The sequence below is a fragment of the Nostoc sp. UIC 10890 genome (assembly GCF_054786515.1).
Genome location: NZ_JBSGKF010000001.1, coordinates 1,559,048 through 1,582,186, shown reverse-complemented (window position 1 = coordinate 1,582,186; position 23,139 = coordinate 1,559,048). Strand labels below are relative to the sequence as shown.

The window sequence follows — 23,139 nt, the reverse complement described above, 5'->3', positions numbered from 1 at the left end:
AATATTAGTAAAATTTGGTTAGGGTTCCCAATCCCCAATCCCTACTCTAAATTGTCCAAGAAAAAATATGCATAAGGGTAGATGAAAAGTCAGTCAATAGGTAACCTAAAATACAAAGGTTATTAAAGACTAACCTGTAAGAAATACTGAAATTTACTACGCTAGATAGATGCGGTTAGAGAACACTCAATGTTAAACGTTAACCGCTTGCGGCTGCAAGATATCTTGAAAATCCCTGCCAATTCACTTGTGGCCAAAGTCGCAAGTGCAATCCCCATTTTGGTTGGCAGTTTAGTACTAGTTGGCTGGTGGCTTGGCATTGAAGTTCTTAAACGCGGCTTTCCCGGTAGTCCTGCCACAATGAAAGTCAACACAGCACTGTGTTTTGTACTGTGTGGTCTATCGCTGTGGTTATTTTTAACAACAGAGGAGCAAGGAAGCAGCAAAGAAAGAATAATTCAAAATTACCCCCACGATTCCACAGCCCTCAATGCCAAAAGGGATTCATTGAACCGACTCACTCTGCTAATTTCTAGGGTCTGTGCAATAGCTGTCACCACAATCGCTGTTCTCACACTCAGTGAATACGTGTTTGGCTGGAATCTTGGCATTGATGAACTGGTGTTACGTGATTCGCCAACTAGCATAGCGACATCGCATCCGGGCAGAATGGGGGTGAATACAGCACTGGACTTTATGCTGGTCAGCGTAGCTGCACAGATTTTGATTCATCCAAAAACCCAGCGCAGTTATTGGTATGCCCAGATTCTTGCTCTGGTAGCTACTTTAATTTCCTTTCAGGCGCTCATGGGCTATGCCTACAAGGTGCAAGTTCTCTATGGACTTGCACCTTATACAACATCAATGGCCTTACACACAGCAGTGTTGTTCAGCTTACTAGGTATAGGTATTCTGTGGGCGCGGGCAGAACAGGGGTTCATGAGGGTAGTTACAAGTGATACTTATGGCGGCTTACTTGCACGTCGTTTATTAGTTGCCGCGATCGCAGTACCTTTTATACTGGGGTGGTTAATTGTTGAAGGTCAAAGGGCAGAAAAGTATGGCCCGGCGTTTGCAGTGTCGCTATTTGCCATTATCCTAATTGTAATTTTTACTATTTTGGTTTGGCAAAGTGCGTCGGTTATTGAACGCCTCAGCCATCAACGCGACCTTGCTCAAGAAGTAGTGAGAACCTACGAAGCTAAACTGGGGAGTTTCGTAGATGCTAATGTCATCGGGATTCTGTTTGGCGATGTGTACGGTGGTATCCACAAGGCAAACGATGAATATCTGAGGATGATTGGTTACACGCGGGAGGATTTGTTAGCAGGTAGGGTAAGGTGGAGCAATATAACAGCACCAGAGTATCGATACTTGGATCAGCAAGGTGTCGCCGAAGCACAAAGAAATAGCAACGGTGCTTGTACGCCTTACGAGAAAGAATATATTCGCAAGGATGGTAGCCGCATCCCAGTTTTAGTTGGTTACGTGCTGCTAGGAGAAAACCGGGAAGAGTCAGTAGCATTTATCCTCGACTTAAGCGAACAGCAAGCTGCGCTACGCGAACGCAAGCAAGCAGAAGCAGAGCAACAAAAATTAGTATCGCTGGTAGAAAATAGCTCTGACTTTATTGGTATCACCACCCTTGAGGGTCAATTACTTTACATCAACGATGCGGGTCAAAAGCTGGTAGGGCTTGCCAGTCTTGACGAGGCGAGGCAAAAAGCAGTATTCGATTACGTTATGCCTAAAGACAAAGCCTATCTTCAAGAACATATTCTGCCAACTGTGCTATTACAAGGGCGCTGGCAGGGTGAATTCGGCTTCCGGCATCTCCAGACAGGTCAACCAATACCAGTTGATTACAACATCTTCACTGTTACAGACAAGAATACAGGTCAGCCAATTGCCCTAGCAACTGTGACTCGCAACATCAGCGAGCAAAAACAGGCTAAGGAACAAATATTACAACTAAATAGGGATTTACAGCGTCGCATTACTGAGTTACAAACTTTGTTAGATGTAATTCCCATTGGAATTGGCATTGCCGAAGATCCAGAATGCCAAAATATCAAAGTCAACCCTGCTTTTGCCAAACAGTTAGGGATATCATCAAATATCAATGCTTCCCTCAGTGCCCCTCGTGACGAAAGACCGACAGGCTTTAAAATCTACCGAGAAGGAAGGGAATTGTCGGCAGAGGAACTCCCGATGCAGTACTCTGCGGCTCATGGTGTCGAAGTTGTGGATTTTGAAATCGATGTCATCCACGAAAATGGAAAACTTGTCAAGCTGTTGGAGTACGTTGCACCCCTGTTTGACGAAGATGGTAAAACCAGAGGATGTATCGGTGCATTTTTGGATATTACGGAGCGCAAACAGGCAGAGGAAATACTTCTAAATCAGCAAAAATGGCTAGAGGATGTGTTAAATCTGATGCCAAGACCCTTACTGTTTATCGAACCGGGAACGGCGCGGGTAACTTTTGCCAATCGCTCTGCTGACGAATTAGCTGGGGGCGAATTTCCCAAAGGTGTACCAGCGGCAGAGTATCACACAGTTTACCACTATACGGATGCCGCTGGCGATCGCATCCCCAATGAACTTATGCCAGGAGTGCGGGTTGCCCTTGGCGAACGTCTAGATGGTTTGGAGGTAGACTGGCATACTCCCACTGGTGTCCGCTCTCTACTGATATTTGCCGATACTCTGCCAGCAATGCACGGTCATCCAGCTACCTGTATCTTGGTGTTCCAAGATATCAGCAACCTCAAGGATGCACAAAAAGCACTCTCGTTAGGTTACAAAAGGCTAAAGTTACTATTCGACACAGCTAACGATTTACTATCGAGTCAGCAACCAGTAGTACTAATCGATAGCGTCTACCGAAAACTCGCAGACCAAATTGGTTTAGATGTTTACTTTAACTATTTGGTTGAGGATAGCTCTCAGGTAATACGGTTGGGATCTTATAGTGGCATTTCCCCAGAACTGGCAAAGGAAATTGAGTCGTTGGCTTATGGTGAAGCGGTTTGTGGTACTGTAGCCCAGGAGCGTTGTGCAATAGCTCTAGAGAATGTCCAGCAATCAACTGACCCGAAAACAGAATTGATTCGTTCTTTAGGCATTACTGCTTATTATGGTTATCCATTGATTGCCCAAGGACGGTTGCTGGGTACTCTTTCTTTTGGCAGCCGCACTCGGTTAAGCTTCACCGAAAATCAAAAGGGGATGATGCAAGCAGTGTGCGATCAAATAGCGATCGCAATGGAACGGGCTAGTTTAATTGCTTCTTTGCAACTACAAACTGAGCAGTTGCAAGAGGCTAACCGCATGAAGGATGAGTTTCTGGGGATATTGTCTCACGAGTTGCGATCGCCTCTCAACGCTATCCTGGGCTGGGCGCAATTACTCCAACGCAGCAAGCTTAATGAAACCCAAATAGCTAGGGCTACGGAGACAATTGAGCGTAACGCGAAAGCACAAACCCAGCTAATTGAAGACTTGCTGGATATATCGCGGATGATTAGAGGCAAGTTACGCCTTAATGTCCGCACTTGTAATTTGGTTTCCATGATTGAGTCGAGCCTAGAGACTGTTAGTCTAGCCGCCCAATCCAAGGAAATCGATTTGAGATTTTCCCTGATTCCTTCAAAAGAAACGCCAAATTCAGATTGCGGATTAGGAATCAATGGTGAAAATCTCGAATCAATAGAAGCCCAATCCCAAAACAATGAACACTCAGAGAACAGCAAACTTGCCGAAAATTCTCAATTTTTAGTTTCTGGGGATTTCGAGCGCTTACAGCAAGTCATCTGGAATCTGCTATCCAATGCCATCAAATTTACACCCGTCGGAGGACGGGTAGAAGTGCAATTGTCGGTGGTAAATGGCCCAGAAAAACCAGAGAAAACAGATAAAAAACTAGTTTTTGGGCATGGGGAAGAAGCTACCAATGCCCAATGCCCAATGCCCCAAGCGGCGGCGGGAGCAACCTCAAACACCCACAAGGGGATAGAGTTTCCCGCCGCTTTCAATAAATATGCCCAAATTCAGGTGATTGATACAGGCATTGGTATCAGTCCTGACTTTCTTCCTTACGTTTTTGATCGCTTTCGTCAAGCTGATAGTTCTAGCACTAGAACCTATGGTGGATTGGGACTAGGATTAGCGATCGTTCGTCATTTAGTAGAATTACATGGCGGTACTGTCCACGCAGATAGTCCGGGTAAAGAACAAGGAGCAACGTTTACCATAAAACTACCACTTCTAAAGAGTTCCCCCCTCCATCCCTCTGCCCCTCTGCCCCTTTGCCCCTCCGCCTCTAAGCACCCTTCCCTCCTTGGCGTGCGTGTGGTGGTTGTAGATGACCAAGCCGATACCCGTGAATTCATCACCACAGTCCTCGAACAGTGCCAAGCCGAAGTTAAGGCAGTAGGATCAGTTCCAGAAGCATTACAGGTAATTACACAGTGGAAACCAGATGTTATAGTCAGCGACATCGGTATGCCCCAAGAGGATGGTTACTCTTTGATCCGCAAACTGCGATCGCAACCCCCAGAACTAGGGGGAAATATTCCCGCCGCAGCGTTGACAGCTTATGCTAGAGCAGAAGATCGGATGCGAGCCATACAGGACGGTTATCAGCTACATTTACCTAAACCCATTGAGGCAGCTGAGTTAGCTACAGTAGTCGCCAGTCTTGTTGGCCGGACTTAGAACGAATAGGGGATTGGGGACTGGGGATTGGGGATTGGGGATTGGGGATTGGGGGTTGGGGACTGGGGATTGGGGATTGGTTATTCTCCTTGTCTCCCCCTGCTCCCTGCTCCCTTACTTCTTCCCCATTCCCTCGTATATTTTTATTTCAGCATGAATAATGATTGTGTATTGGGGCGATGAGTACTTGGTATAACCCGCATTTCTCACAAGCTTGAGGCGAAGAAGGGGCAGAGGGGCAGAGGTGCAGAGGGGCAGAAGGGAAAGAACTTGTACAATAACTCTCCTCTGCTCCCCTGCTCCCCTGCTCCCCTGCACAAGCGCAGGCTTTGAGAGATGTGGTGATAAATCCGGGTATAAGCAGCTTCAATACAGTTCGGCTAGCTGGTTTGTTTCTGTACCTCACTCAACTGCATACCGCTATATCTCAACCGTATTGGGAGTTATCCGAAATATATTGAAAGCGGCTTCCGAAATAGGCAATTTAAGAGTTGTATTTAAATCATGTAACTTTAGTTAATTCAAACAGGCTACATAAAACTATAACTTGGATATATTAAGAAATTAATGTTAAAAATAAAACTTTTGTTTACTTAGTTAGCTTTATTAGTGTGTGGTATTTCCTCTTTGTGTAAAGCTCTTACGTCTCCAATACACTTCTTGTATGCTTTTTAACTTATTTACTACACTTTCTAAATATATTTATTTAGAAAAATATGTATGTAAAAAAATGGATACAAGTAGTCTATATTTCAAGCCTCACGAATTTAATCAAACAAGTACTTTTTATACATTAAGATAAATCCTATGATCGCCCTAACAAACACATTAGTAAAAAAAGTAGCTGAACCACAACAGCTAGATAGTATTGATTTACATGACTCGAAGCGGGCTGATTTTTTACAAGAAGTAATTGAAGGCTTAGAAGACGGTATATTAATTTTAAGCCAAGCTGGTGAAGTAGTTCATACTAATGCATCTGCTCATCGCCTTTGTTGTCAATTCAATCAAGATAATTGCAACGAAAATTTTGTACCGCAAGTCATCTGGGAGCTTTGTGAATCCCTACTTAGCAGTCGGTATTTATTTTCTGATAAGCTCATCATTTTATCAGATGAGATTGTGCTGGATAAGTCAAATGTTTTTCGTGTTAGGGTGAGACTACTAGATTTAGATGGGTTTGAAGTGCCTTGCTTGTTAGTGACTATCGAAAATCAGTATGAGTCCTTAAAAAGTTTGGCAATCACTGAAGTTAAAAAATTTGACCTGACGCCGCGAGAAGCTGAAATTTGGTTTCTCTATAGAAACAACTACAGCTACAAAGAAATTGCCACTAAGCTTTACATCACTATAAACACAGTGAAAAAGCACATGAAAAATATTCACACCAAGCGACAAGCATATCTTGCAGTTGAATAGTAGCAATAAAACAGGAGTCAGAATTCAGGAGTCAGAATTGATGAATTCAGAATTCAGGAGTCCGAATTGGTGAATTCAGAAGTAAAATACTCTTTATACCTGGCATTGAGACGAATAGAATAGGTAGACTTAATTAAATTTAAGATAAAACTTTTGTTCGTAGTGAGCGATTTATCACTTTATAAAAAGTTCTAAATTACTAGAGCCACTTACTACGAGCTTTGATTTAATTAAACCTTTCTACTTACGGAGATTCAGGAGTTTGTTGCAGGCGTAATAAGGTATTGTAAACCTGCCGTTTTAACAGATTGTTATTTTGTAGTTCTATAGTAATTTTGTTGAACTGATCAATGCTTAAACCATTATCTTCGACAATTTTTTGAGAGCGAGTACAGTAATTTACTGCGATATCTTGAGCTTTTCTGGGAAGACCATTTATGCTGTTAGAGTCGTTACAAACAATCTTAGGAATTTCTCCATTGCCAATCAGTTTTTTAATTTCTTCAAAGGCATTTTGACGTGCTGGCTCCATTGCTAGCACGGCTTGAGCGTAGCTATTGATTTCAGTGTTGTCAACTATTGGTGCTGGAGTTTGACCATAAGCTTTTGAACTCGGTGAAAAAGCTTGAGAAATCACACTTGCAGTAGCGATCGCACCAAAAAAGAATGTTTGGTAAAGGATTCGCTTTCGGCTAGATCGGGAAAATAAATCGGAAATTTTCTTCATATAGTGTGTGACGCAGAACTACATCAGGGGTATTATAAGGACTTTGAATTATTTTCGGAGTTGGAAGTTCCAGCAACTGCTCAATACATCAAGTTTTTATATTTGATTGTCAATTTCCTCGGCATACTTGGCAAAGTTCGATTATTTTAGTCTGGAGTGTTGACATTTCTGATGCTCCTTGCTTGAGGCTCACTTCTAACTCCAATAGCAGGGGTAAGCAATAGATTAACTGTTGCACAGAAAGTAGCCTGATTTCTTGCTGTAAGAAGTAGATCCGTTTGGGATTACCGATATCAGCAGCCTTAGCGATCGCTTGTTGATTGCGCTCACCACTTTCTATCATAATCTTCACCCATAGCCAGGTGCGAAATTGTCCAATCAGTGTGGCAACTATCCGTAATCCCGGTTCGGAAGCATTGCTCAAATCTGCCAAGGTTGTCAAAGCTTTAGCTGTATCTCCTGTTCTAATTGCTGCTGCTAATTGTAAGCTATTTTGAGTAGTATTTCTTACTAACTTTGTAACAGTATCTACGTCTAAAGGCTTATTGCTTCCTTGGGCATATAGTCGCAATTTCTCTAACTCATTGTAAAGAAGTCGTGTATCATTTCCAACGGATTCTGCCAACAACTGGGCAGTATTGGCAGTCAGTTTCACGCCCACAGACTGGGCTGCTTGATTAACAGATTGCACCAGTAATTCTGTTTTCCAAGGGGGAATGAGGGGAAATTCTCGGAATTCGGTAGCAAATTGTTTTAACAATTTTGTGGATTTGAGTCGTTCATCTGGCTTATTGCGGCTGGTGAGCAATAAAAATGAGTTTTCGGGGATGACAGGTAGCGATCGCCCCAATTCTGCCAACACGTTCTCTGGACAGTGCTGGCATAGAGTTGTATTTATCAGCCATACCAAGCGCCCACCAGCCCCAAAAGTGGGTGTCATGACTTGATTTAACCCCTGGATAGCAGCATCAGCTTGATCTGGGGAGAATGAAGTGTAATTAAAACTTATCCAGTTGGGATCGAGGACGCGATCGCGCAAAATAGCGATCGCCTTTTCCATCGCAAAATCATCCTCACCCCAGTAAACATAGATTGGCATAGATAAATCTCATAATATATGGGCATTGGGCATGGCGCATTGGGTATTGGTTATTTATTTCTCCCTCATCTCCCTCTCTGCCTCTTTCCCATTCCCCATTCCCCATTCCCCAATCCAAAAAACTAAATACTTTTAAAATCATTCTGTTAATCGGGGTAATTTTCCCTAAAATCTATCAAGTGAGAGCGTGAGGCTATAAAGATTGGACGACAACTATCAAACTTACTTAAATCGGTTGGCACGACTGACGCTGCCAGAAGCCTACAGATCCCAAGCCCAGCATATTCAGGAATCTTCTAAATTTCAGCCACATTCTGGGTTGAGACAAGCAGCGTCTTTTCCTGGCTATACGCTAATTACACCACCGGCAGAAGAAGAATCACAAAACTCTGCTTTCTATACCAAATTACAGACTTACCAACAGGAACTTTTGCAGTTGCCTGTAGGCCGTGATTTGATTGTACCTCTAGCTCCTGCTAGCTTCCACGTGACTTTAGCGGATTTAATTTGGGACAGTGCTTATCTTGATGCCTGCGAAAAAAATCCCAAATTTGACGAGGAATTACACTCTTGTTTAGCCGAAACCTTTCAGCAATATCAACAATTGATGACAAACAAGAGTCATCCGATTAAATGGCAAATGCTGGGGTTGATACTGATGCCAAGAGCTATAGCCGTTTGTTTAGTACCTCAAGATGAACGCTGCTACGAGGAAATTATTAAATTTCGCCGAATAATTTATCAAAATCCCAAGTTAATGGCCTTGGGTATTGAGCAGCATTATCACTTCACAGCCCACGTTACATTAGCCTATTTTGGGGAGGTTTCATCTGACTTAGACCGCGTAAGTTTCAGCACCATGCTTTCTCAATTGAATGAAAAATGGCTGTTGAATTTGCCAGAATTTTTGATCAATCGCGTCGAATTGCGAAAGTTTGACAACATGACACGCTATTATCGTGAACCAGATTGGCCAATTTTAGATTTTTGACCTTAGACAAGCATTAATCTGAACAAAAAACCTCAGAATTCAGCATTCAGCAGTCATATAGTAATCCTATTTGATTTGTAACAATTGCAACCGACAGATCCCCGACTTCTTAAAGAAGTCGGGGATCTTGTTTTTCCCGAATTATTCAAGATTGCTATAGTTTTTTCTCGTTTAAAATTCCGGTTGTTGATAACCGAGGTAAATAGCTTCTAAAAATACATCAGGTGTAATACCTTCTGGCAACTTTTCTAAATTAATAATAGCTACAACTTGCTCGGCTAACTTTAGAGATAATGAGGCTCTTGCCTTTAATGACAATGCACCACGCCGCTGCAAATACTCACGAATAACAGCAAAATCATCTGGCATCAATGGTGATAAATCGGCAATTTGTACTAACTGTTCACGGAGTAACTTTGCCTGTTCTGAAATTGTTAATGTAGCAGATGTAGTAGGTGTTTGGGCTTGAATCACAATTGTACCAGCAGCCAAATCACCTAAGCGCTTTTCACGGCTACCCAACATAATTAAAAAAGCGCCAATAAACAAAGTTTCATCAAAGGGTCGTAGTAAAGCACGTAGCGTTGCTTGTTGTAGCCCGATCAGTCTACCATCATCTCGAACCACGCGAATTTTAGCAAACCGTTTACCAGGAGTTTGTCCAAACCATAAGGTTTCAAAAAATATAAAATACCCGACGTAAATTGCAAAGCCGATCAGGAAGAAAATTGCTATTAACCAAAGTCCTAAATTCTGAGCATTCGTAATCAAGTCTTCAAAAAAATTGAACAGTTGAGTAGAAAAGACAGTCCAGGTAAGGAAAAATACAAGCAAGGTTACAGTCAAAACTGTATAGTCAATCAGCAATGCCAAGGCTCGATTACCGATTCCTGCTAGAGTAAATTCCAACTCTACACTTTCTGGAGTCTGGAATGTGATGCGATTAAAAAAGCGCATATTTTAACTAATTCAAAATTAATAGAGTTGGATTAAGGTGTTAAATTAACAAAAATCTTACAAGGGAGGTTCTCGTAATTGCAAACCTAGACCTTCACGCCGACTACGCAAGTCCAAGTATAAAACAGCTTTTAGTGCTTGCCAGAATGGCATAACTAAAATTCCACCTATCAAGCTTCCAACCCAAGAAATAAAATACACAATTGAGTAGATAGTAGAACCTGGCTCAAGCCTTATTAGGAATAAGCTAGGTATATAGTTTAATACAAACACCAACGGCAATGTCACGATAAAAGCAACTAAAACAACGCCCTGAATGCGAAATACTGAGGCTTTAGTTAACTCCCAACTTCTGGCAACACTTTCGCCACCATTGATATTTTCTTCAACTGCTAAAGGTACTTCAGCTATTATCCAACGGGAGTAAAACCAGGTTAGTCCTAATAGCACAACAACTACGGTTACAATTATTGCCAATGTGGTTACGACTACAATGCTGGAAGTACCTAATATTCCTCCTAATACTACTCCGATCAAGCCAGCTAGCACACCACCTATGATCGCCATTCCAAAATAAATTAAAAGCAAAGATATTGCTACTTGGAAACCAACTCTCAAAAATGACCAAAGACGTGGATTAATATGGTTCTTGGCAGTTTGAACACCTTCCGGCTGGTAAATCAATTCTCCAAAAGCCAAGCGTGAAATTAGTCCAGAAATGGCTGCATATTTTGCCCAGCCATAAATTGGAACTAGAATCCACAAGTGAGCGATCGCAGCTAGATTAAGATAAGTCTTCAGATGAGAACGATACAATCGCACCGCAGCACTGACAACATTACCGATACTCAGTGGTTGTATCTGACCGGAAGATCCAAAGTTTTCAGACATAATGGCAAATTTCCCTTGAAATTACGGAGATGAATTTGAGGCTATCTTAAGCTAAGTTAAACTCAGTGTTCCCAAAATTCATGAATATTCAACGTTGGATTGCGCGACGAGAACCAAATTGGCAGCGTTTGGATGCCCTATTAAAGCAGATAGAAAAAAAAGGGCTAAAGTCCTTACAGGCAGCAGAAATTAGAGATTTAGCGAGTTTGTATCGTTCCGTAGCAGCAGACTTGGCACGTGCCCGCACTCAGCAAATCGGTAATACTTTGATTCAAAGTTTACAATCTTTAACAACTCGTGCGTACACGCAGATTTACCAAGGTTCACGGCGACAAGAATGGCAGGCGATTCTAGAATTTTACCGCTGGGGATTACCATCTGTAGTCCAGAAAACATTTGTATACATTGCTGCTGCAACGGCGCTGTTTCTACTGGGGGGATTAGTGGCTTGGTGGTATTCTTGGCAAAACCCCAGCTTCATGCCTTTAATCGTACCTGAAAACTTGATTACCAAGGTGCGAGATGAGCAAAAATTATGGATGGGGTCAATTGTCGGCATTGAACCTCTGGCATCCAGCGGTATTATGATCAATAACCTAGCGGTGTCTTTTGGGGCTGTCGCCGGTGGGATCACTGCTGGGCTATACACAGCTTATTTGATGGTATTTAATGGCTTATTAATTGGTGCTGTTAGCACTTTGGTTGCTCAAAATAATCTAGCTTATCCTTTTTGGGCCTTTGTATTTCCGCATGGTTCCTTAGAATTACCTGCGATATTTTTTGCTGGGGGTGCGGGATTTTTATTAGCAAGAGCAATTTTATTTCCTGGTAAATATCGCCGTGGAGATGCGCTAAAGTTTTACGGTTCTCAGGCGGTGCAGCTAGTATTTGGGATTGTGCCAATGCTGATTATTGCTGGTGTGATCGAAGGCTTTTTTTCACCTAATCCCAGCGTACCTGATGCCATTAAATATCTGGCAGGAATAGGATTATTTGTACTTTTGGTAATGTATTGTAACCGCAAAAAAACATGAAATAATTTACATGGCAGCGGATTGGTCAATTGAAAAATATTTTAGAATCAAGTAAATACTAACTATGTAAATAAATCATCATTAGTATCCAGCTTGTTTGTCTACAACATTCCGCAAGGGCTGACCGGTTTGGTAGCGTTTAAGATTGTCGATAAATAGTTCTGCTATGCGCTCTCTCAGACGTGGCGACAAAGCTGAACAATGGGGTGTGATAAAGGCGTTCGGTAGCGACCATAAGGGACTTTCCGGTGGCAGAGGTTCGGTTGCAACAGTGTCTAATCCAGCACCCGCAATCCATCCCTCACGTAGTGCGGTGAGCAATGCGGCTTCATCTACTATTGCACCACGAGCAATGTTAATTAAGTAAGCAGACTGGCGCATAGAGCGCAATGCAGATTCATCGATCAAGCCTTTAGTTTCTGGAGTTAAAGGTGTAGCGATAACTACATAGTCTGCTGCTGGTAGGAGCGATCGCCACTCATCAGCACCCACAACTTTGTCAAAATTCGGTAGGGGTTCGGGATGGCGGCGACTACCCCAAACTTTAACTCCAAAGGCTTTGGCGCGAGATGCGATCGCTTGACCAATATTCCCAGTGCCGAGAATTAATAAAGTCGCCTCTGCCAACTCTTCAAGAAACACTCCTCTTACCCAAGTGTGTTCATCCTGCAAAGTTTGCAATTTCCGTAAATTCTTGGCGTGATAAAGCATGAATGCCAGTACAAATTCCGAAATTGGAATTGCGTGCACTCCTGCGCCATTGGTGAGGATAATGTCCTTTTGCAAAAAAGTTGGCGTGAGGATGTGATTTACGCCAGCACTCGGTGACTGTTGCCAACGCAGCGCGGGTGCTGCTGTGAGTACTTTGTCAAGGGTAGAGGTTTTCAGGTAAAATCCGTTGACATAAATTTCTGCATCACTAGGATCACCATCAAGATTACCTTCACTATCCACTTCCACAACATCTATATCAGATGGTAGGTGTGGCTCAATATCAGCAATTAGATGATCGGGTAAAATTAGTTTCATTATTTGCTACTCCTTGATTCCATTTTGGATTTTCAAAGTGCGATCGCACTTGACATTCTGAAATAAACTTCAGCATCGCTAGCATCCCCATCTAAATTTCCTTCAACATCTACTCTTACAACCTCTGTCTCAGGCGTTAGATGAGACTCAATGTCAGCAACGAGATCGAGCGGTAAGATCAGTTTCATTGTAGATTACCTCTGATTTTTTTACAGGGCTATACTTTGGAAATTGTTTCTGTTTGATAAAAAATAAGTGTCATTTTCCTTTGGAATCAATTATGATATTAAAGTAAGAGTATCTGAATTTATATTTAATCTTTAAACACATAAACTCCAGAATAAAATATTGATTATTAAATTTATCCGCCATTTTCTCTATTCCATATATTTGAAAGCTCAAGAGGAGAGTTGAGAGGGATTTTGAGTGTTCATAAAAATTTTCGATTGCTATAGCTGCTTTTTAAGAGTAAGTTCTAATCTCGAAGTAGCCTATTTTACCGCAGCTACCTCAAGCATTATATTAATCAACTAAAAAAAGCTAAATTTCAACTACTCAACTGCAACAATTGGTTATTTGGCTGAGTCCCTTCATTACTCATTACTCGCTGGAGAACTGTTTCTCTGATATTGACAAATACTTCGCAACTTCTATCTCGCGGACGTGAAAGTTTCACAGGTAAATCTAGAGAAATCTGTCCTTCATCAATCACTATCACTCGGTCTGCCAAGGCCACAGCCTCTTCCACATCATGAGTAACCAAAAATGCAGTAAATTTTCGCTCTTGCCATAAGTTCTCAATCAAATTCTGCATCTCTAGGCGAGTTAAAGCATCTAATGCTCCCAATGGTTCATCTAGTAACAACAAACGGGGCTGACTGACTAACGCTCTGGCTAATGATACCCGTTGCCGTTGTCCACCAGATAAAACATAAGGCCACTCATCAGCCCGATCTTTGAGTCCAACTTTATCAAGTGCCCACAAAGCTTTTTCACGCCAATCACCTTGTAAGCCTAACCCTACATTTTGGATAACGCGCTTCCACGGTAATAAACGGGGGTCTTGAAACATCACTCTTACAGAACCGCTGAGTCTACGCAGTGGTTCTCCATCCAGTAATATTCCGCCTGAAGTTGTTTTATCTAATCCTGACACAAGACGTAATAAGGTACTCTTACCACAACCACTTCGTCCGACAATAGCGACAAACTCACCTGCTTCAACTTCTAAATTCAGCGAGTTTAAAACAGTTTTCTTGCCAAAAGCCTTTGTCAAATCCAAAATACTTAGTTGTGTACCCTGTACGTTTGAACTCACTTGCAAAACCTCCTTATTTTAGAACAATCGAGATTTAATTATTTGATGAGATATTGAAGAAAGCAAATCACACTCAAAATAAATGAAAGTCAAAAGCTAAAATCAATAATTTTCAACCTTTGACTTTGGTGAATTTAGCATTTATGATCTTTGATAATTGGGGTTCCAAGCCAAGAATTTTGTTTCTAATCCTCTGGCAACGGCATCTGCTAATTTACCCAGCAATGCATAGATCACAATACTCAATACCACAACATCGGTTTGCATAAACTCACGGGCATTCATTGCCATATAACCAAGGCCGGAATCTGCTGCGATCGTTTCTGCCACAATTAGTGTCAGCCACATAATCCCCAAGGAAAAACGGACACCAACGAGAATCGAAGATAAAGCGCCTGGGAAAATGATTTGCCAAAGAAGTTGTGGTGTTTTCAATCCATAGACTTTTCCCATTTCAATCAGTCCAGGGTCAACGCTGCGGATGCCATGAAATGTATTAAGATATAATGGAAAAAATACCCCCATAGACACTAAAAATAATCTGGCTTGATCGCCAATACCAAACCAGAGAATTACCAACGGAATTAATGCCAAATTGGGGATAGTGCGGAGCATTTGTAAGGAACTATCTAATAACTTTTCTGCTACACGGGAAAAGCCATTGAGCAATCCCAAAGCAAACCCAATACTACCACCAACTATAAAACCAGATATTGCCCGCCCAGCACTAATTCCTATATGTTGAAAAAGTTCTCCGGTGGAGGCTAGTTTAATAGCTGTAGCGATTACACCACTAGGGGCAGGTAAAATTCTGGTTGAGAGTAAACCACTTCTGGAAGCCAATTCCCAAAGTACTAGTACTAGAATGGGGACAATCCAGGGAACTATGTTCTGGAGTTGCGGGTTTTCTAACACCTTGTTCAGGGATATATTATCGTTGCTCTTGGTGTGTTTAAAAGTAATAGTCATGGAATTCTGGATTGTAGATTGTTCCAAAGGATGAACCTAGAAGTTTCATCAACTTAATTCGTAATTCTTAGTTCTTAATTAGTAATTTGCTTTTCAATTACGAATTACGAATTACGAATTACGAATTATTCACGAAGCACTCGTTAGTTGTTTTGCAAATTTTTCACTGGTAACTATTTCGCTCACTGTACTCAATACTGGTGGCGTTAGCGATGTAGTTTCCCTGTGCAAAGGTAGGCGTGGAAATAATAATTCAGCAGTGCGATACGCTTCTTCTAAATGGGGATATCCAGAGAACACGAAAGTTTCTATGCCCAAATTGTGATATTCCAGCATCCTAGCGGCAACAGTGTCGGGATCTCCAACTAGGGCAGTACCAGCACCACCACGCACTAATCCAATTCCTGTCCACAGATTGGGGCTAATTTCTAAGGTTTTTCGACTACCACCATGTAATTGACTCATGCGCCGCTGTCCTTCAGAATCAGAATTAGCCAAATCTTTCTGAGCTTTTGCGATCGCATCCTCATCCACATACTTAATTAGTTCATTGGCAGCATCCCAAGCAGCAGATTCGGTTTCTCGCACTATTACATGCAAGCGAATCCCAAAACGGACTGTTCTACCTTGTTCAGCCGCCAATTTTCTGACTTCGGCAATCTTTTGGGCTACTTCTTGTGGAGGTTCTCCCCAAGTCAGGTAAACATCTATATGTTTAGCAGCAACCCGTTTGGCAGCAGCAGATGAGCCGCCAAACCACAAGGGTGGATAGGGTTTTTGAACTGGTGGAAATAGGAGTTTACCGCCTTTGATATTCAGGTAGTTTCCTTGAAAATCAACTGTTTCCCCGCTGACGATACCCCGCCAAACTGTGAGAAATTCATCGGTTAAATCATAGCGATCGTCATGACTAAGATGCAAGCCATCCCCAGCCAGTTGCACAGGATCTCCACCTGTCACCACATTAATTAACAATCTTCCTTTAGAAATCCGGTCAAATGTTGCTGCCATCCGTGCAGCAGCACCAGGGGAAGTAATTCCTGGACGAATTGCCACGAGAAATTTCATCTGTTTGGTGACAGATATGAAAGCTGCGGCGGTAATCCAAGCATCTTCACAAGAACTCCCTGTGGGTAACAATGCGCCCGTGTAACCTAAACTATCCACAGCTTGGGCAATTTGCTGCAAATAATCAGGTGTGGCAACACGAGAGCCAATATCTGTGCCTAAATAGCGTCCGTCATGAGATCCAGTAGGAATAAACCAGAGAATTTGCATGTTTGTCAGGGTATGAGGTCTTAAAATACGATAAATCGATGTGTCTACCGTAGATTATAGTCAGAATTTTACAGGAAATGATTTAAAAAGCCAGTATAAATTAACGGTTTATAAAGAAGAACTGCCCACCAAATTGATTCTTTAGCGGATAATCCTGGCAATCATGACACATCTGTAGCAAATATGGCTGTCGTCAAGAATACAAGTTTTGTCTAGAATCTTATGTTGTCGAACACGCGGTAGGGGCAATACGCTGCGGGTTCGCTGAAAGCCGCTTCTCTAAAAGGATGTTTGAAAAGCGATTGGAAATCGCGGCTACACAAGCAAAGTCCGCCTGCGCGGACTAACCAAAATCAAACTCTTAATCCACGTAGGTGGGTTTTGTCTGTGTAGCCGTGACTTCTAGTTGCCAAGGCTTTTCTTCTCTGTAGGAGTATGCGTCTACATGAATTGCCTCTACTGTAAAATAAAGCTATTGTTTGCGTAAATTCTAAAAGCCTCGCTTTATCAGCAAAGCGAAAAAATTCATGTTAGGAAGCAACCATACAGAAGCGAGTCCGTGAGAGCCAAAGAAAGCGCAGCCAAAGCACATTTCAATAGATATCTCCGAAAACTATCAAAGCTTTCCTGTGGCTAGCTTATAAGATGCCGATGCAAACATCAAAAACTAGCTAATCAAGACGATAAAATAGGAATTTGAGATACTTGCTGATAATAACAAGGCAAAAAGATGTAGTTATATGCATTCATTTTAGCCTGATGGCATAGGATATATTTCGACAGGTAATATTAACGATCCGATTCGTAACCTTACTAGTCCACAAATAGTCAAGATAACCTGTTCATACTTATTAGTATTCAACCTAAATCTATCTTGAAAAACTCGAAAAATTTTTACCGAACGGATTCGATGTTCAACAAATACTCGTTTGGATGAAAACTCCTTGTTTAATTTTTTATATTTAGTTGTTAGCTCTTTGTTTATTGGTTTCTTAATTTCGATTAGCTGTTGTAACTGTTCATACTCCAGACCAATTAAACGCTGTGTTTGTTTAGGATTATCTTCAATGTGGTTCAGTATATCGCTCATATTTCTGTGTCAAAAAAGCTCTCTGATGTTCTTGAACTACAGAATGTTACTATTTTAGAGATGTCTCTTGTAAAAGAGGGAAAAGACGAGTTTTGGCGATGAGTCTGAAGGTTGTATTATCTTAACTGACTAAAGTAGCTAATAACTTCACTTAATTTTTTAAGTAATTTATTTACTCTGCTTTCCAAAACCCAGATTTTCACGAATTAATGAAAGGGCAAATAGAGAGAAATTAGGTTGTGTTTAGAAAAAAAGTAGGAGTAGAGTCCTAGTGTGGAACTTAAAAACTGGTATTTTACTACTCACATTAGGTTGCATCGTTGCGACTGGTATAGCAGTATATCTTCTTGGTGGCGTTGAACCAGAACAAATTCAAGCTTTGCTGAAATATTCTGGAATTTGGGCACCTGTTATTTATGTTGCTTTGTACGTTTTAGCAACTATGTTAGTTTTGCCTTCAACAGTGCTCAATTTGACTGGAGGTGCAATTTTTGGGCCCTGGCTAGGAACTGTCTGGACTAGTGTTGGAGCTGTAATTGCGGCAATCATTGCCTTTGCTTTTACTCGTACTATTGGACGCGAAGCAATTGCAAAACGACTAGCAGGACGCTGGCAAGCTATGGATGCTGAGGTTCGTCGTGGAGGACTTTTTTATATGTTTGCCATACGACTAGTACCGATTATGCCCTATGGCTTGGTCAATTTCGTTGCTGGACTGACATCGATTAGTTTTAAAGATTATGTTCTAGGTACAACATTAGGAACAGTACCGAGTGTCTTACCTTTTGTACTACTAGGTAGTTCTGGTTTGAAGGCAGTTAAGACAGGTGATTTCTTACCGCTAGTTCTCGCTTTAGGCTTAACTGGAATGTTGGTTGCGGGGTCTACTTGGTATCGAAATCGTCGTACTTTTCCTAAAAAAGCTATAGAAAAACTTAAAAAATCAGACTCATCAGATCACATTAACCCAAATAATAAATAAACTATGCTCCCAAAGTATTCATTTGTTATTCCAATCTATAACGAAGAAGAAATTATTCCCGAACTATACCGTAGACTGACTACAGTAACGAATCGGATGGATGGTCTTGTCGAATTAATTTTAATCAATGATGGTAGCCGCGATCGCTCCCTACAACTAATACGAGACCTCCATCAAAAAGACCCGCGCGTTTGCTACTTGAGCTTTGCTCGTAACTTTGGTCACCAAATTGCAGTTACAGCTGGTCTCAATTTTGTCCGGGGTCAAGTTATCGTCATCCTGGATGCGGATTTACAAGATCCACCAGAACTAATTCCCGACATGGTTGAAAAATGGCGACAAGGGTATCAGGTCGTCTACGCTCAACGCAGTCAACGTCTCAAGGAAGGACGATTCAAGCGTTTTACTGCCTACTTCTTTTATCGTATCTTGAAGAAGCTTGCAGATGTAGATATTCCTACTGATACTGGTGATTTTTGTTTAATGGATCGGCAAGTTGTAGATCTTCTTAATTCTATGCCAGAACGCGCCCGCTATATTCGTGGTTTGCGTTCTTGGGTTGGCTTTCAGCAAACAGCAATTCGGTTCGAGCGCGACCCTCGCTTTGCCGGGGAAGTCAAGTACACTTTCAGCAAATCTTTAGCGCTTGCTATCAATGGTCTGGTGTCCTTTTCAATAGTACCACTGCGTTTATCAACCTATTTAGGGTTAGTAGCAGCGGTGGCGGCTATCTTGATGGCTTTATTAGTCTTGTATTGGCGTATTTTTGTCCCCAATTCGCCTTTAACCGGGTTTACGATTATTTTGATGGCAATTTTCTTTCTCGGATCTGTGCAATTAGTCAGTGTTGGTATCTTAGGCGAGTATATAGGGCGTATCTATGAAGAAGTTAAAGCCAGACCACTCTATACTTTGGCAGAGGTAGGTGGTTTCTATCATAAATCCTCCAACTCAACGGAAAATTCTGACGAGTACCAAATGAGCGTGGGAGACGAGGGCGCGAAATAGTTCAATAAAAAGGCTTGTGGGCTAGAAAGTAAAGGTAGTGCGGAGAGCACCTACCCAAATTGGATCGTTGTTATCGTTATGTTCTGGTTTGGTAATTACATAAAAATCTGGAGTAATAGTGATGTTGTCATTTACCCGATAAGTGTAAAAAGCCTCGATGTGTAAAGAGGTACTTGGATCTTCTCGAAGAATCCCAGCCCCACTTCTATAATCATTACTCGTAACTTTAGGTGGTATACCAACGATAATCCCACCTACATTGCCTTTTTTAAGCAAGTCTGGAAAACCAACTGTGAGTGCAGTATTAATGATTGTTGCATCACTATCACCGCCTCTGTTCTGGTGGGCGTGTGTATAGCCAAACCAACCGCCTAAAGTTAAGCTCCGAGTGGTTCTCCAGTTAAATTGAAATCCGAAGTTATCAGTTGTAGTGGAGTTTTGTTCAAAAGGATTTCTGGCGAAAGCGCTACCTGTACCACCAGTGACATTAAAATTAGGTTCAGCACCAGTAGTGTTATCAGTATAGTATTTGCGGGCGTAGGTCAGGCCAAAATCTAACTGGCGAGTGGGCGATACGGTTAATTGAGCAAGTGCCAAATTAGTACCATTGAAAAGTCCACGCCCAGGGTTAGGGGCCTGATTATTATCTGCTATGTAACCTAAACTTAATTGCAATTGATCGCTAAACTTATACCCAAGAGCTAAACCAGCACCATCAAAACCTGGTCGATAAACAGTATGGTTGAATGTGGCAAACCGAGAGATCGCACCGTTGAGTCCACCAATAGCACCATTTAAGGTGGGAGTAAAGGTAGCCGGTTGAAGTGCTCTAGGGCCTACCCACACAGTAGCTTTTGAGCCTAATGGGAAACGATATGTTAACTGACTAAGATAGGTATCAGTTCTCCCATCACCATCAATGGTAAAACGGGTCATCTGGGTTCCTGTAGTCGCCCCCAAGTTAGGAATGTTATTTCCCGCTGTTAACAGAGTGGTTAGTTGATCTCTACCAGTAAAGCTCGTTTGAAAGTTAAGTCTGGCACGATAAGCAAAGAAAGTTTGAGTCCCATCATTTGTATCATCAGCAGCTGTATTATTGGCGCGTTGGCTTTGCCCGCCGTAGGCATCGCCAAATGTATCTGCTACCAAGAATGTTGCATCACCAACTAGTTTGGTAGTTGTCGAAAACTGATTGGCTTCTACCTTAGCTTGACGCGTCTCTAAGGCATCTACCCGTCCACGCAGTGTAGCTAGTTCAGATGCAAATTGTTCTTGGAGTTTTTCCAGAGTGGTTAAGTCTTCCTTTCGCACTAAATCTCCAGTGCTAGTAGCAATCAATTCGTTGAGGCGATCGAGGGCTGCATTCAAGCCAGCAGCAAATTCGTAACGAGTCAGCGCCCGATTACCTTTAAATGTGCCGTCTGGATATCCCGCAATCACGCCGTAGCGTTCAACTAGAGACTGCAAGGCTTGAAATGCCCAATCTGTAGGTTGAACATCAGAGAGTTGTGATACAGATGTAACTTGCTCTATGCGATCGCTAGGTACTGCTAAAACTGGAACTTTTGATGTGCTACCCGAAGGTTGAAAAGATGATTCAGATGAAGTTCTCTGAATAATGCCAGTTGGGATAATCTTGTCAATTGGTATTACTTGTTGTGTTGGTTGTGCTGTCTTTTCCACTTCATCTGCACTTGCTGCTGAAGACAAGACTACGAGTCCACCAAACAAAGCTGGAATCACTAGCAAATAATTCCACAAAACTTTAGACATAGGTTGTTTGTTCCTCACACAATATCAACTAAATTCCGCTGCTCAATCTTTTTCGGTAGCTACAAGACCTTGTGGAAGAGAGAATGTCATATACATTTTGAGGGTTGGTAGTAAGCACTGAAGTGCTTAAAAGGAAGGACTTTAGTCCTGACTACGAACCTGTTTACCCATCAATTTAATTACTTAGTTACGCGCATTTTGTAACTTTCAGCTTTTCCAGATTTTTGCCATGAGGCTACTCCCAGAAACCAGATATTTCTGATTCCTTCTATGCCAATACAGAATGGCACTAAGTTAAGCTGAAAGGTAAGCGGCGTAGGGATTGCAGAGGGGCAGAGGGGAATTTCTAAATATCTGAACGCAATGCCTAAAATTTCTTCTTTCTCCCCTGCTGCCTCAATGATTTTCCCTTTTCTTAGTGCCATTCTGCCAATACACCTCACCAATTTTTTACCCCCACTAAGAACAGCTAGGGATTTCGGAATTTATAAACTTTAGACACTAGACAGCCTATTAGCTACTTTCGCTCTTGCTCGAACCCTGAGAAACTGGTAGGTAGATGCCTTGAGCCGGAATGGGATTCCTTGCTCTTGTTTGGAAAATCTATTAAACAACGGTAAATCTATCGAAATTAAGTACTTTATTCACTAACATCGGATATTTTCACAAAACCCTAAAAAAAGCAAGTTTCTTAAGATAGATAACTAAGTTTGTTTTACATAACTTTATGTTTGAATTTGTTTGCTAAAGTGCTTGCTTTTTCTCTAAAACTGTGAAAAGCTTTGTTATGTCACAAACTACGGTTCATTGGTCAAGATAAAGTAGTTGTTTGTCGGTGTGGTGGGAATTTGTAAGGAGCCAAAATTTATTCAGGCTACTAGTAGGCCACCAACAAGTAAATAGGCAAACAGATTTCTAAATATTTTGCAGCATCGATGGAGTGAAGACTTGATGCTTAAGACTTTATCGGTGGGGAGAAATTGTAGATGCTGAAGACGTTAACAACCGATTTTGAACTCGACTTAGAAGCAGATGTGCTTGTGATTGGAGGTGGGCCAGCTGGAACTTGGGCAGCATGGAGTGCTGCATCAAGTGGAGCTAGAGTGATCCTCGTAGATAAGGGATATTGTGGCACAACTGGATGCGCCGCTGCATCTGGTAATGATGTGTGGTACGTGCCACCCGATCCAGAAGCACGCGAAACAGCGAAGGCGAGTCGGGAATCGTTAGGTGGGTTTTTATCCGATCGCAATTGGATGGATCGGGTATTGAATCAGACTTATACAAACGTCAATCAGCTAGCAGAATGGGGTTATCCCTTCCCTACCGATGATGAAGGTAAACCCTACCGGCGATCGCTGCAAGGGCCGGAATATATGCGGCTGATGCGGCGGCAAATTCAACGGGCAGGAGTGAAAATTTTAGACAACAGCCCCGCCTTAGAACTACTAGTTGATGACGATGGTGTTGTTGGTGGTGCAACAGGTGTGAACCGTCAAACAGGTAGTAAATGGATAGTGCGATCGCAATCCACAATTATCGAACTGGCGGATGTTGCACCAGAAAGCGATATGCAGACTTCAGTCAACGAGGCAGAATTGGCAGAAGTCGGGCTGCTGGGTAGTTATCGTGAAAACATCGGTTGGGGACATAAACGCACCTCAACAGCAAAAGCCGATCAAACATTCCAAATTTTAAAGCAGATGAAATAGTGTGGCGAAGAAAATAGTCATGCTGTCGTTCACAGTAGGAACAGATTTGATCAGTTAAATTGAAGAATTCAGAAGCCAGAATGGGCTAAACGCCCCGCTACCGCTAACAGAAGTCAGAATGCAATCAGTGGGTCATACCACTC

The 23,139-nt window shown here is 42.0% G+C and carries 18 protein-coding genes and 1 pseudogene; 7 read left to right on the top strand and 12 right to left on the bottom strand.

The window, feature by feature from the left end:
- Positions 1-189 precede the first annotated feature (189 nt).
- Together ACWATR_RS06295 and ACWATR_RS06290 are read left to right on the top strand one after the other, a co-directional pair.
- On the top strand, positions 190-4,719 hold the full coding sequence (locus ACWATR_RS06295; protein ID WP_460330532.1) for a PAS domain S-box protein: 4,530 nt from the start codon (positions 190-192) through the stop codon (positions 4,717-4,719).
- Positions 4,720-5,526: 807 nt separating this feature from the next.
- Entirely contained in the window at positions 5,527-6,138 is a 612-nt protein-coding gene (locus tag ACWATR_RS06290) for a helix-turn-helix transcriptional regulator (protein WP_460330529.1), read from the top strand.
- Positions 6,139-6,382: 244 nt separating this feature from the next.
- Here the strand turns inward: ACWATR_RS06290 and ACWATR_RS06285 are convergent, their stop codons facing one another.
- Together ACWATR_RS06285 and holA are read right to left on the bottom strand one after the other, a co-directional pair.
- Positions 6,383-6,865: a DUF4168 domain-containing protein gene (locus ACWATR_RS06285; protein ID WP_069072779.1), complete on the bottom strand. Its 483-nt coding sequence runs from the start codon at positions 6,863-6,865 to the stop codon at positions 6,383-6,385.
- A gap of 109 nt (positions 6,866-6,974) precedes the next feature.
- Entirely contained in the window at positions 6,975-7,964 is a 990-nt protein-coding gene (holA, locus tag ACWATR_RS06280; RefSeq protein WP_460330526.1) for a DNA polymerase III subunit delta, read from the bottom strand.
- 202 nt (positions 7,965-8,166) lie between these two features.
- On the opposite strand from holA, the gene ACWATR_RS06275 reads away from it, so the two are divergent.
- Positions 8,167-8,955 carry a DUF1868 domain-containing protein gene (locus tag ACWATR_RS06275; protein ID WP_460330524.1) on the top strand — a complete coding sequence of 263 codons (789 nt, stop codon included), beginning with the start codon at positions 8,167-8,169 and terminating at the stop codon, positions 8,953-8,955.
- 171 nt (positions 8,956-9,126) lie between these two features.
- Here the strand turns inward: ACWATR_RS06275 and ACWATR_RS06270 are convergent, their stop codons facing one another.
- Both ACWATR_RS06270 and ACWATR_RS06265 read right to left on the bottom strand, forming a co-directional pair.
- Entirely contained in the window at positions 9,127-9,912 is a 786-nt protein-coding gene (locus ACWATR_RS06270) for an RDD family protein (RefSeq protein ID WP_460330521.1), read from the bottom strand.
- 57 nt (positions 9,913-9,969) lie between these two features.
- The gene (locus ACWATR_RS06265) at positions 9,970-10,803 is read right to left on the bottom strand and encodes a hypothetical protein (protein WP_460330519.1); all 834 of its coding nucleotides are present in this window, start codon (positions 10,801-10,803) and stop codon (positions 9,970-9,972) included.
- Positions 10,804-10,883: 80 nt separating this feature from the next.
- On the opposite strand from ACWATR_RS06265, the gene ACWATR_RS06260 reads away from it, so the two are divergent.
- On the top strand, positions 10,884-11,837 hold the full coding sequence (locus ACWATR_RS06260; RefSeq protein WP_460330516.1) for a stage II sporulation protein M: 954 nt from the start codon (positions 10,884-10,886) through the stop codon (positions 11,835-11,837).
- Between the two features lie 81 nt (positions 11,838-11,918).
- Here the strand turns inward: ACWATR_RS06260 and ACWATR_RS06255 are convergent, their stop codons facing one another.
- The 6 genes from ACWATR_RS06255 to ACWATR_RS06230 all read right to left on the bottom strand — a co-directional run bounded on the left by ACWATR_RS06255 (position 11,919) and on the right by ACWATR_RS06230 (position 17,521).
- The gene (locus ACWATR_RS06255) at positions 11,919-12,866 is read right to left on the bottom strand and encodes a D-2-hydroxyacid dehydrogenase (protein WP_460330514.1); all 948 of its coding nucleotides are present in this window, start codon (positions 12,864-12,866) and stop codon (positions 11,919-11,921) included.
- 32 nt (positions 12,867-12,898) lie between these two features.
- Entirely contained in the window at positions 12,899-13,054 is a 156-nt protein-coding gene (locus ACWATR_RS06250) for a hypothetical protein (protein ID WP_460330511.1), read from the bottom strand.
- A gap of 359 nt (positions 13,055-13,413) precedes the next feature.
- Entirely contained in the window at positions 13,414-14,184 is a 771-nt protein-coding gene (locus ACWATR_RS06245; RefSeq protein WP_460330508.1) for an ATP-binding cassette domain-containing protein, read from the bottom strand.
- A gap of 141 nt (positions 14,185-14,325) precedes the next feature.
- Positions 14,326-15,153, bottom strand: coding sequence for an aliphatic sulfonate ABC transporter permease SsuC (gene ssuC / locus ACWATR_RS06240; RefSeq protein WP_460330506.1), 828 nt, complete (start codon positions 15,151-15,153; stop codon positions 14,326-14,328).
- A gap of 129 nt (positions 15,154-15,282) precedes the next feature.
- A complete protein-coding gene (gene ssuD / locus ACWATR_RS06235) occupies positions 15,283-16,431 on the bottom strand; it encodes an FMNH2-dependent alkanesulfonate monooxygenase (protein ID WP_460330503.1) in 1,149 nt (382 codons plus the stop codon).
- Positions 16,432-17,182: 751 nt separating this feature from the next.
- Entirely contained in the window at positions 17,183-17,521 is a 339-nt protein-coding gene (locus ACWATR_RS06230; protein ID WP_460330501.1) for a transposase family protein, read from the bottom strand.
- A 271-nt stretch (positions 17,522-17,792) separates the two neighbouring features.
- Here ACWATR_RS06230 and ACWATR_RS06225 point away from each other — a divergent pair, with 271 nt between their 5' ends.
- Positions 17,793-18,503 (top strand): TVP38/TMEM64 family protein, encoded by a 711-nt coding sequence (locus ACWATR_RS06225; RefSeq protein ID WP_460330498.1) that lies wholly within the window; start codon positions 17,793-17,795, stop codon positions 18,501-18,503.
- Positions 18,504-18,506: 3 nt separating this feature from the next.
- Positions 18,507-19,511: a glycosyltransferase family 2 protein gene (locus ACWATR_RS06220; protein ID WP_460330496.1), complete on the top strand. Its 1,005-nt coding sequence runs from the start codon at positions 18,507-18,509 to the stop codon at positions 19,509-19,511.
- 21 nt (positions 19,512-19,532) lie between these two features.
- Here ACWATR_RS06220 and ACWATR_RS06215 read toward each other — a convergent pair whose 3' ends face one another.
- Together ACWATR_RS06215 and ACWATR_RS06210 are read right to left on the bottom strand one after the other, a co-directional pair.
- Positions 19,533-21,284 carry an iron uptake porin gene (locus tag ACWATR_RS06215; RefSeq protein ID WP_460330494.1) on the bottom strand — a complete coding sequence of 584 codons (1,752 nt, stop codon included), beginning with the start codon at positions 21,282-21,284 and terminating at the stop codon, positions 19,533-19,535.
- Between the two features lie 179 nt (positions 21,285-21,463).
- Entirely contained in the window at positions 21,464-21,709 is a 246-nt protein-coding gene (locus ACWATR_RS06210) for a hypothetical protein (protein ID WP_460330492.1), read from the bottom strand.
- A 526-nt stretch (positions 21,710-22,235) separates the two neighbouring features.
- Between ACWATR_RS06210 and ACWATR_RS06205 the strand changes: the two are divergent.
- Positions 22,236-22,839: pseudogene (locus ACWATR_RS06205) on the top strand (FAD-dependent oxidoreductase); the annotation flags it as partial.
- Positions 22,840-23,139: the final 300 nt, after the last annotated feature.

Bases quoted from the DNA above. Each gene is read 5' to 3' on its own strand.
- ACWATR_RS06285 (WP_069072779.1), bottom strand. From the start codon at position 6,865: ATGAAGAAAATTTCCGATTTATTTTCCCGATCTAGCCGAAAGCGAATC.
- ACWATR_RS06220 (WP_460330496.1), top strand. From the start codon at position 18,507: ATGCTCCCAAAGTATTCATTTGTTATTCCAATCTATAACGAAGAAGAA.
- ACWATR_RS06215 (WP_460330494.1), bottom strand. From the start codon at position 21,284: ATGTCTAAAGTTTTGTGGAATTATTTGCTAGTGATTCCAGCTTTGTTT.
- ACWATR_RS06290 (WP_460330529.1), top strand. From the start codon at position 5,527: ATGATCGCCCTAACAAACACATTAGTAAAAAAAGTAGCTGAACCACAA.
- ACWATR_RS06255 (WP_460330514.1), bottom strand. From the start codon at position 12,866: ATGAAACTAATTTTACCCGATCATCTAATTGCTGATATTGAGCCACAC.
- ACWATR_RS06265 (WP_460330519.1), bottom strand. From the start codon at position 10,803: ATGTCTGAAAACTTTGGATCTTCCGGTCAGATACAACCACTGAGTATC.
- ACWATR_RS06260 (WP_460330516.1), top strand. From the start codon at position 10,884: ATGAATATTCAACGTTGGATTGCGCGACGAGAACCAAATTGGCAGCGT.
- ssuC (WP_460330506.1), bottom strand. From the start codon at position 15,153: ATGACTATTACTTTTAAACACACCAAGAGCAACGATAATATATCCCTG.
- holA (WP_460330526.1), bottom strand. From the start codon at position 7,964: ATGCCAATCTATGTTTACTGGGGTGAGGATGATTTTGCGATGGAAAAG.
- ACWATR_RS06230 (WP_460330501.1), bottom strand. From the start codon at position 17,521: ATGAGCGATATACTGAACCACATTGAAGATAATCCTAAACAAACACAG.
- ACWATR_RS06295 (WP_460330532.1), top strand. From the start codon at position 190: ATGTTAAACGTTAACCGCTTGCGGCTGCAAGATATCTTGAAAATCCCT.
- ACWATR_RS06210 (WP_460330492.1), bottom strand. From the start codon at position 21,709: ATGGCACTAAGAAAAGGGAAAATCATTGAGGCAGCAGGGGAGAAAGAA.
- ACWATR_RS06270 (WP_460330521.1), bottom strand. From the start codon at position 9,912: ATGCGCTTTTTTAATCGCATCACATTCCAGACTCCAGAAAGTGTAGAG.
- ACWATR_RS06250 (WP_460330511.1), bottom strand. From the start codon at position 13,054: ATGAAACTGATCTTACCGCTCGATCTCGTTGCTGACATTGAGTCTCAT.
- ssuD (WP_460330503.1), bottom strand. From the start codon at position 16,431: ATGCAAATTCTCTGGTTTATTCCTACTGGATCTCATGACGGACGCTAT.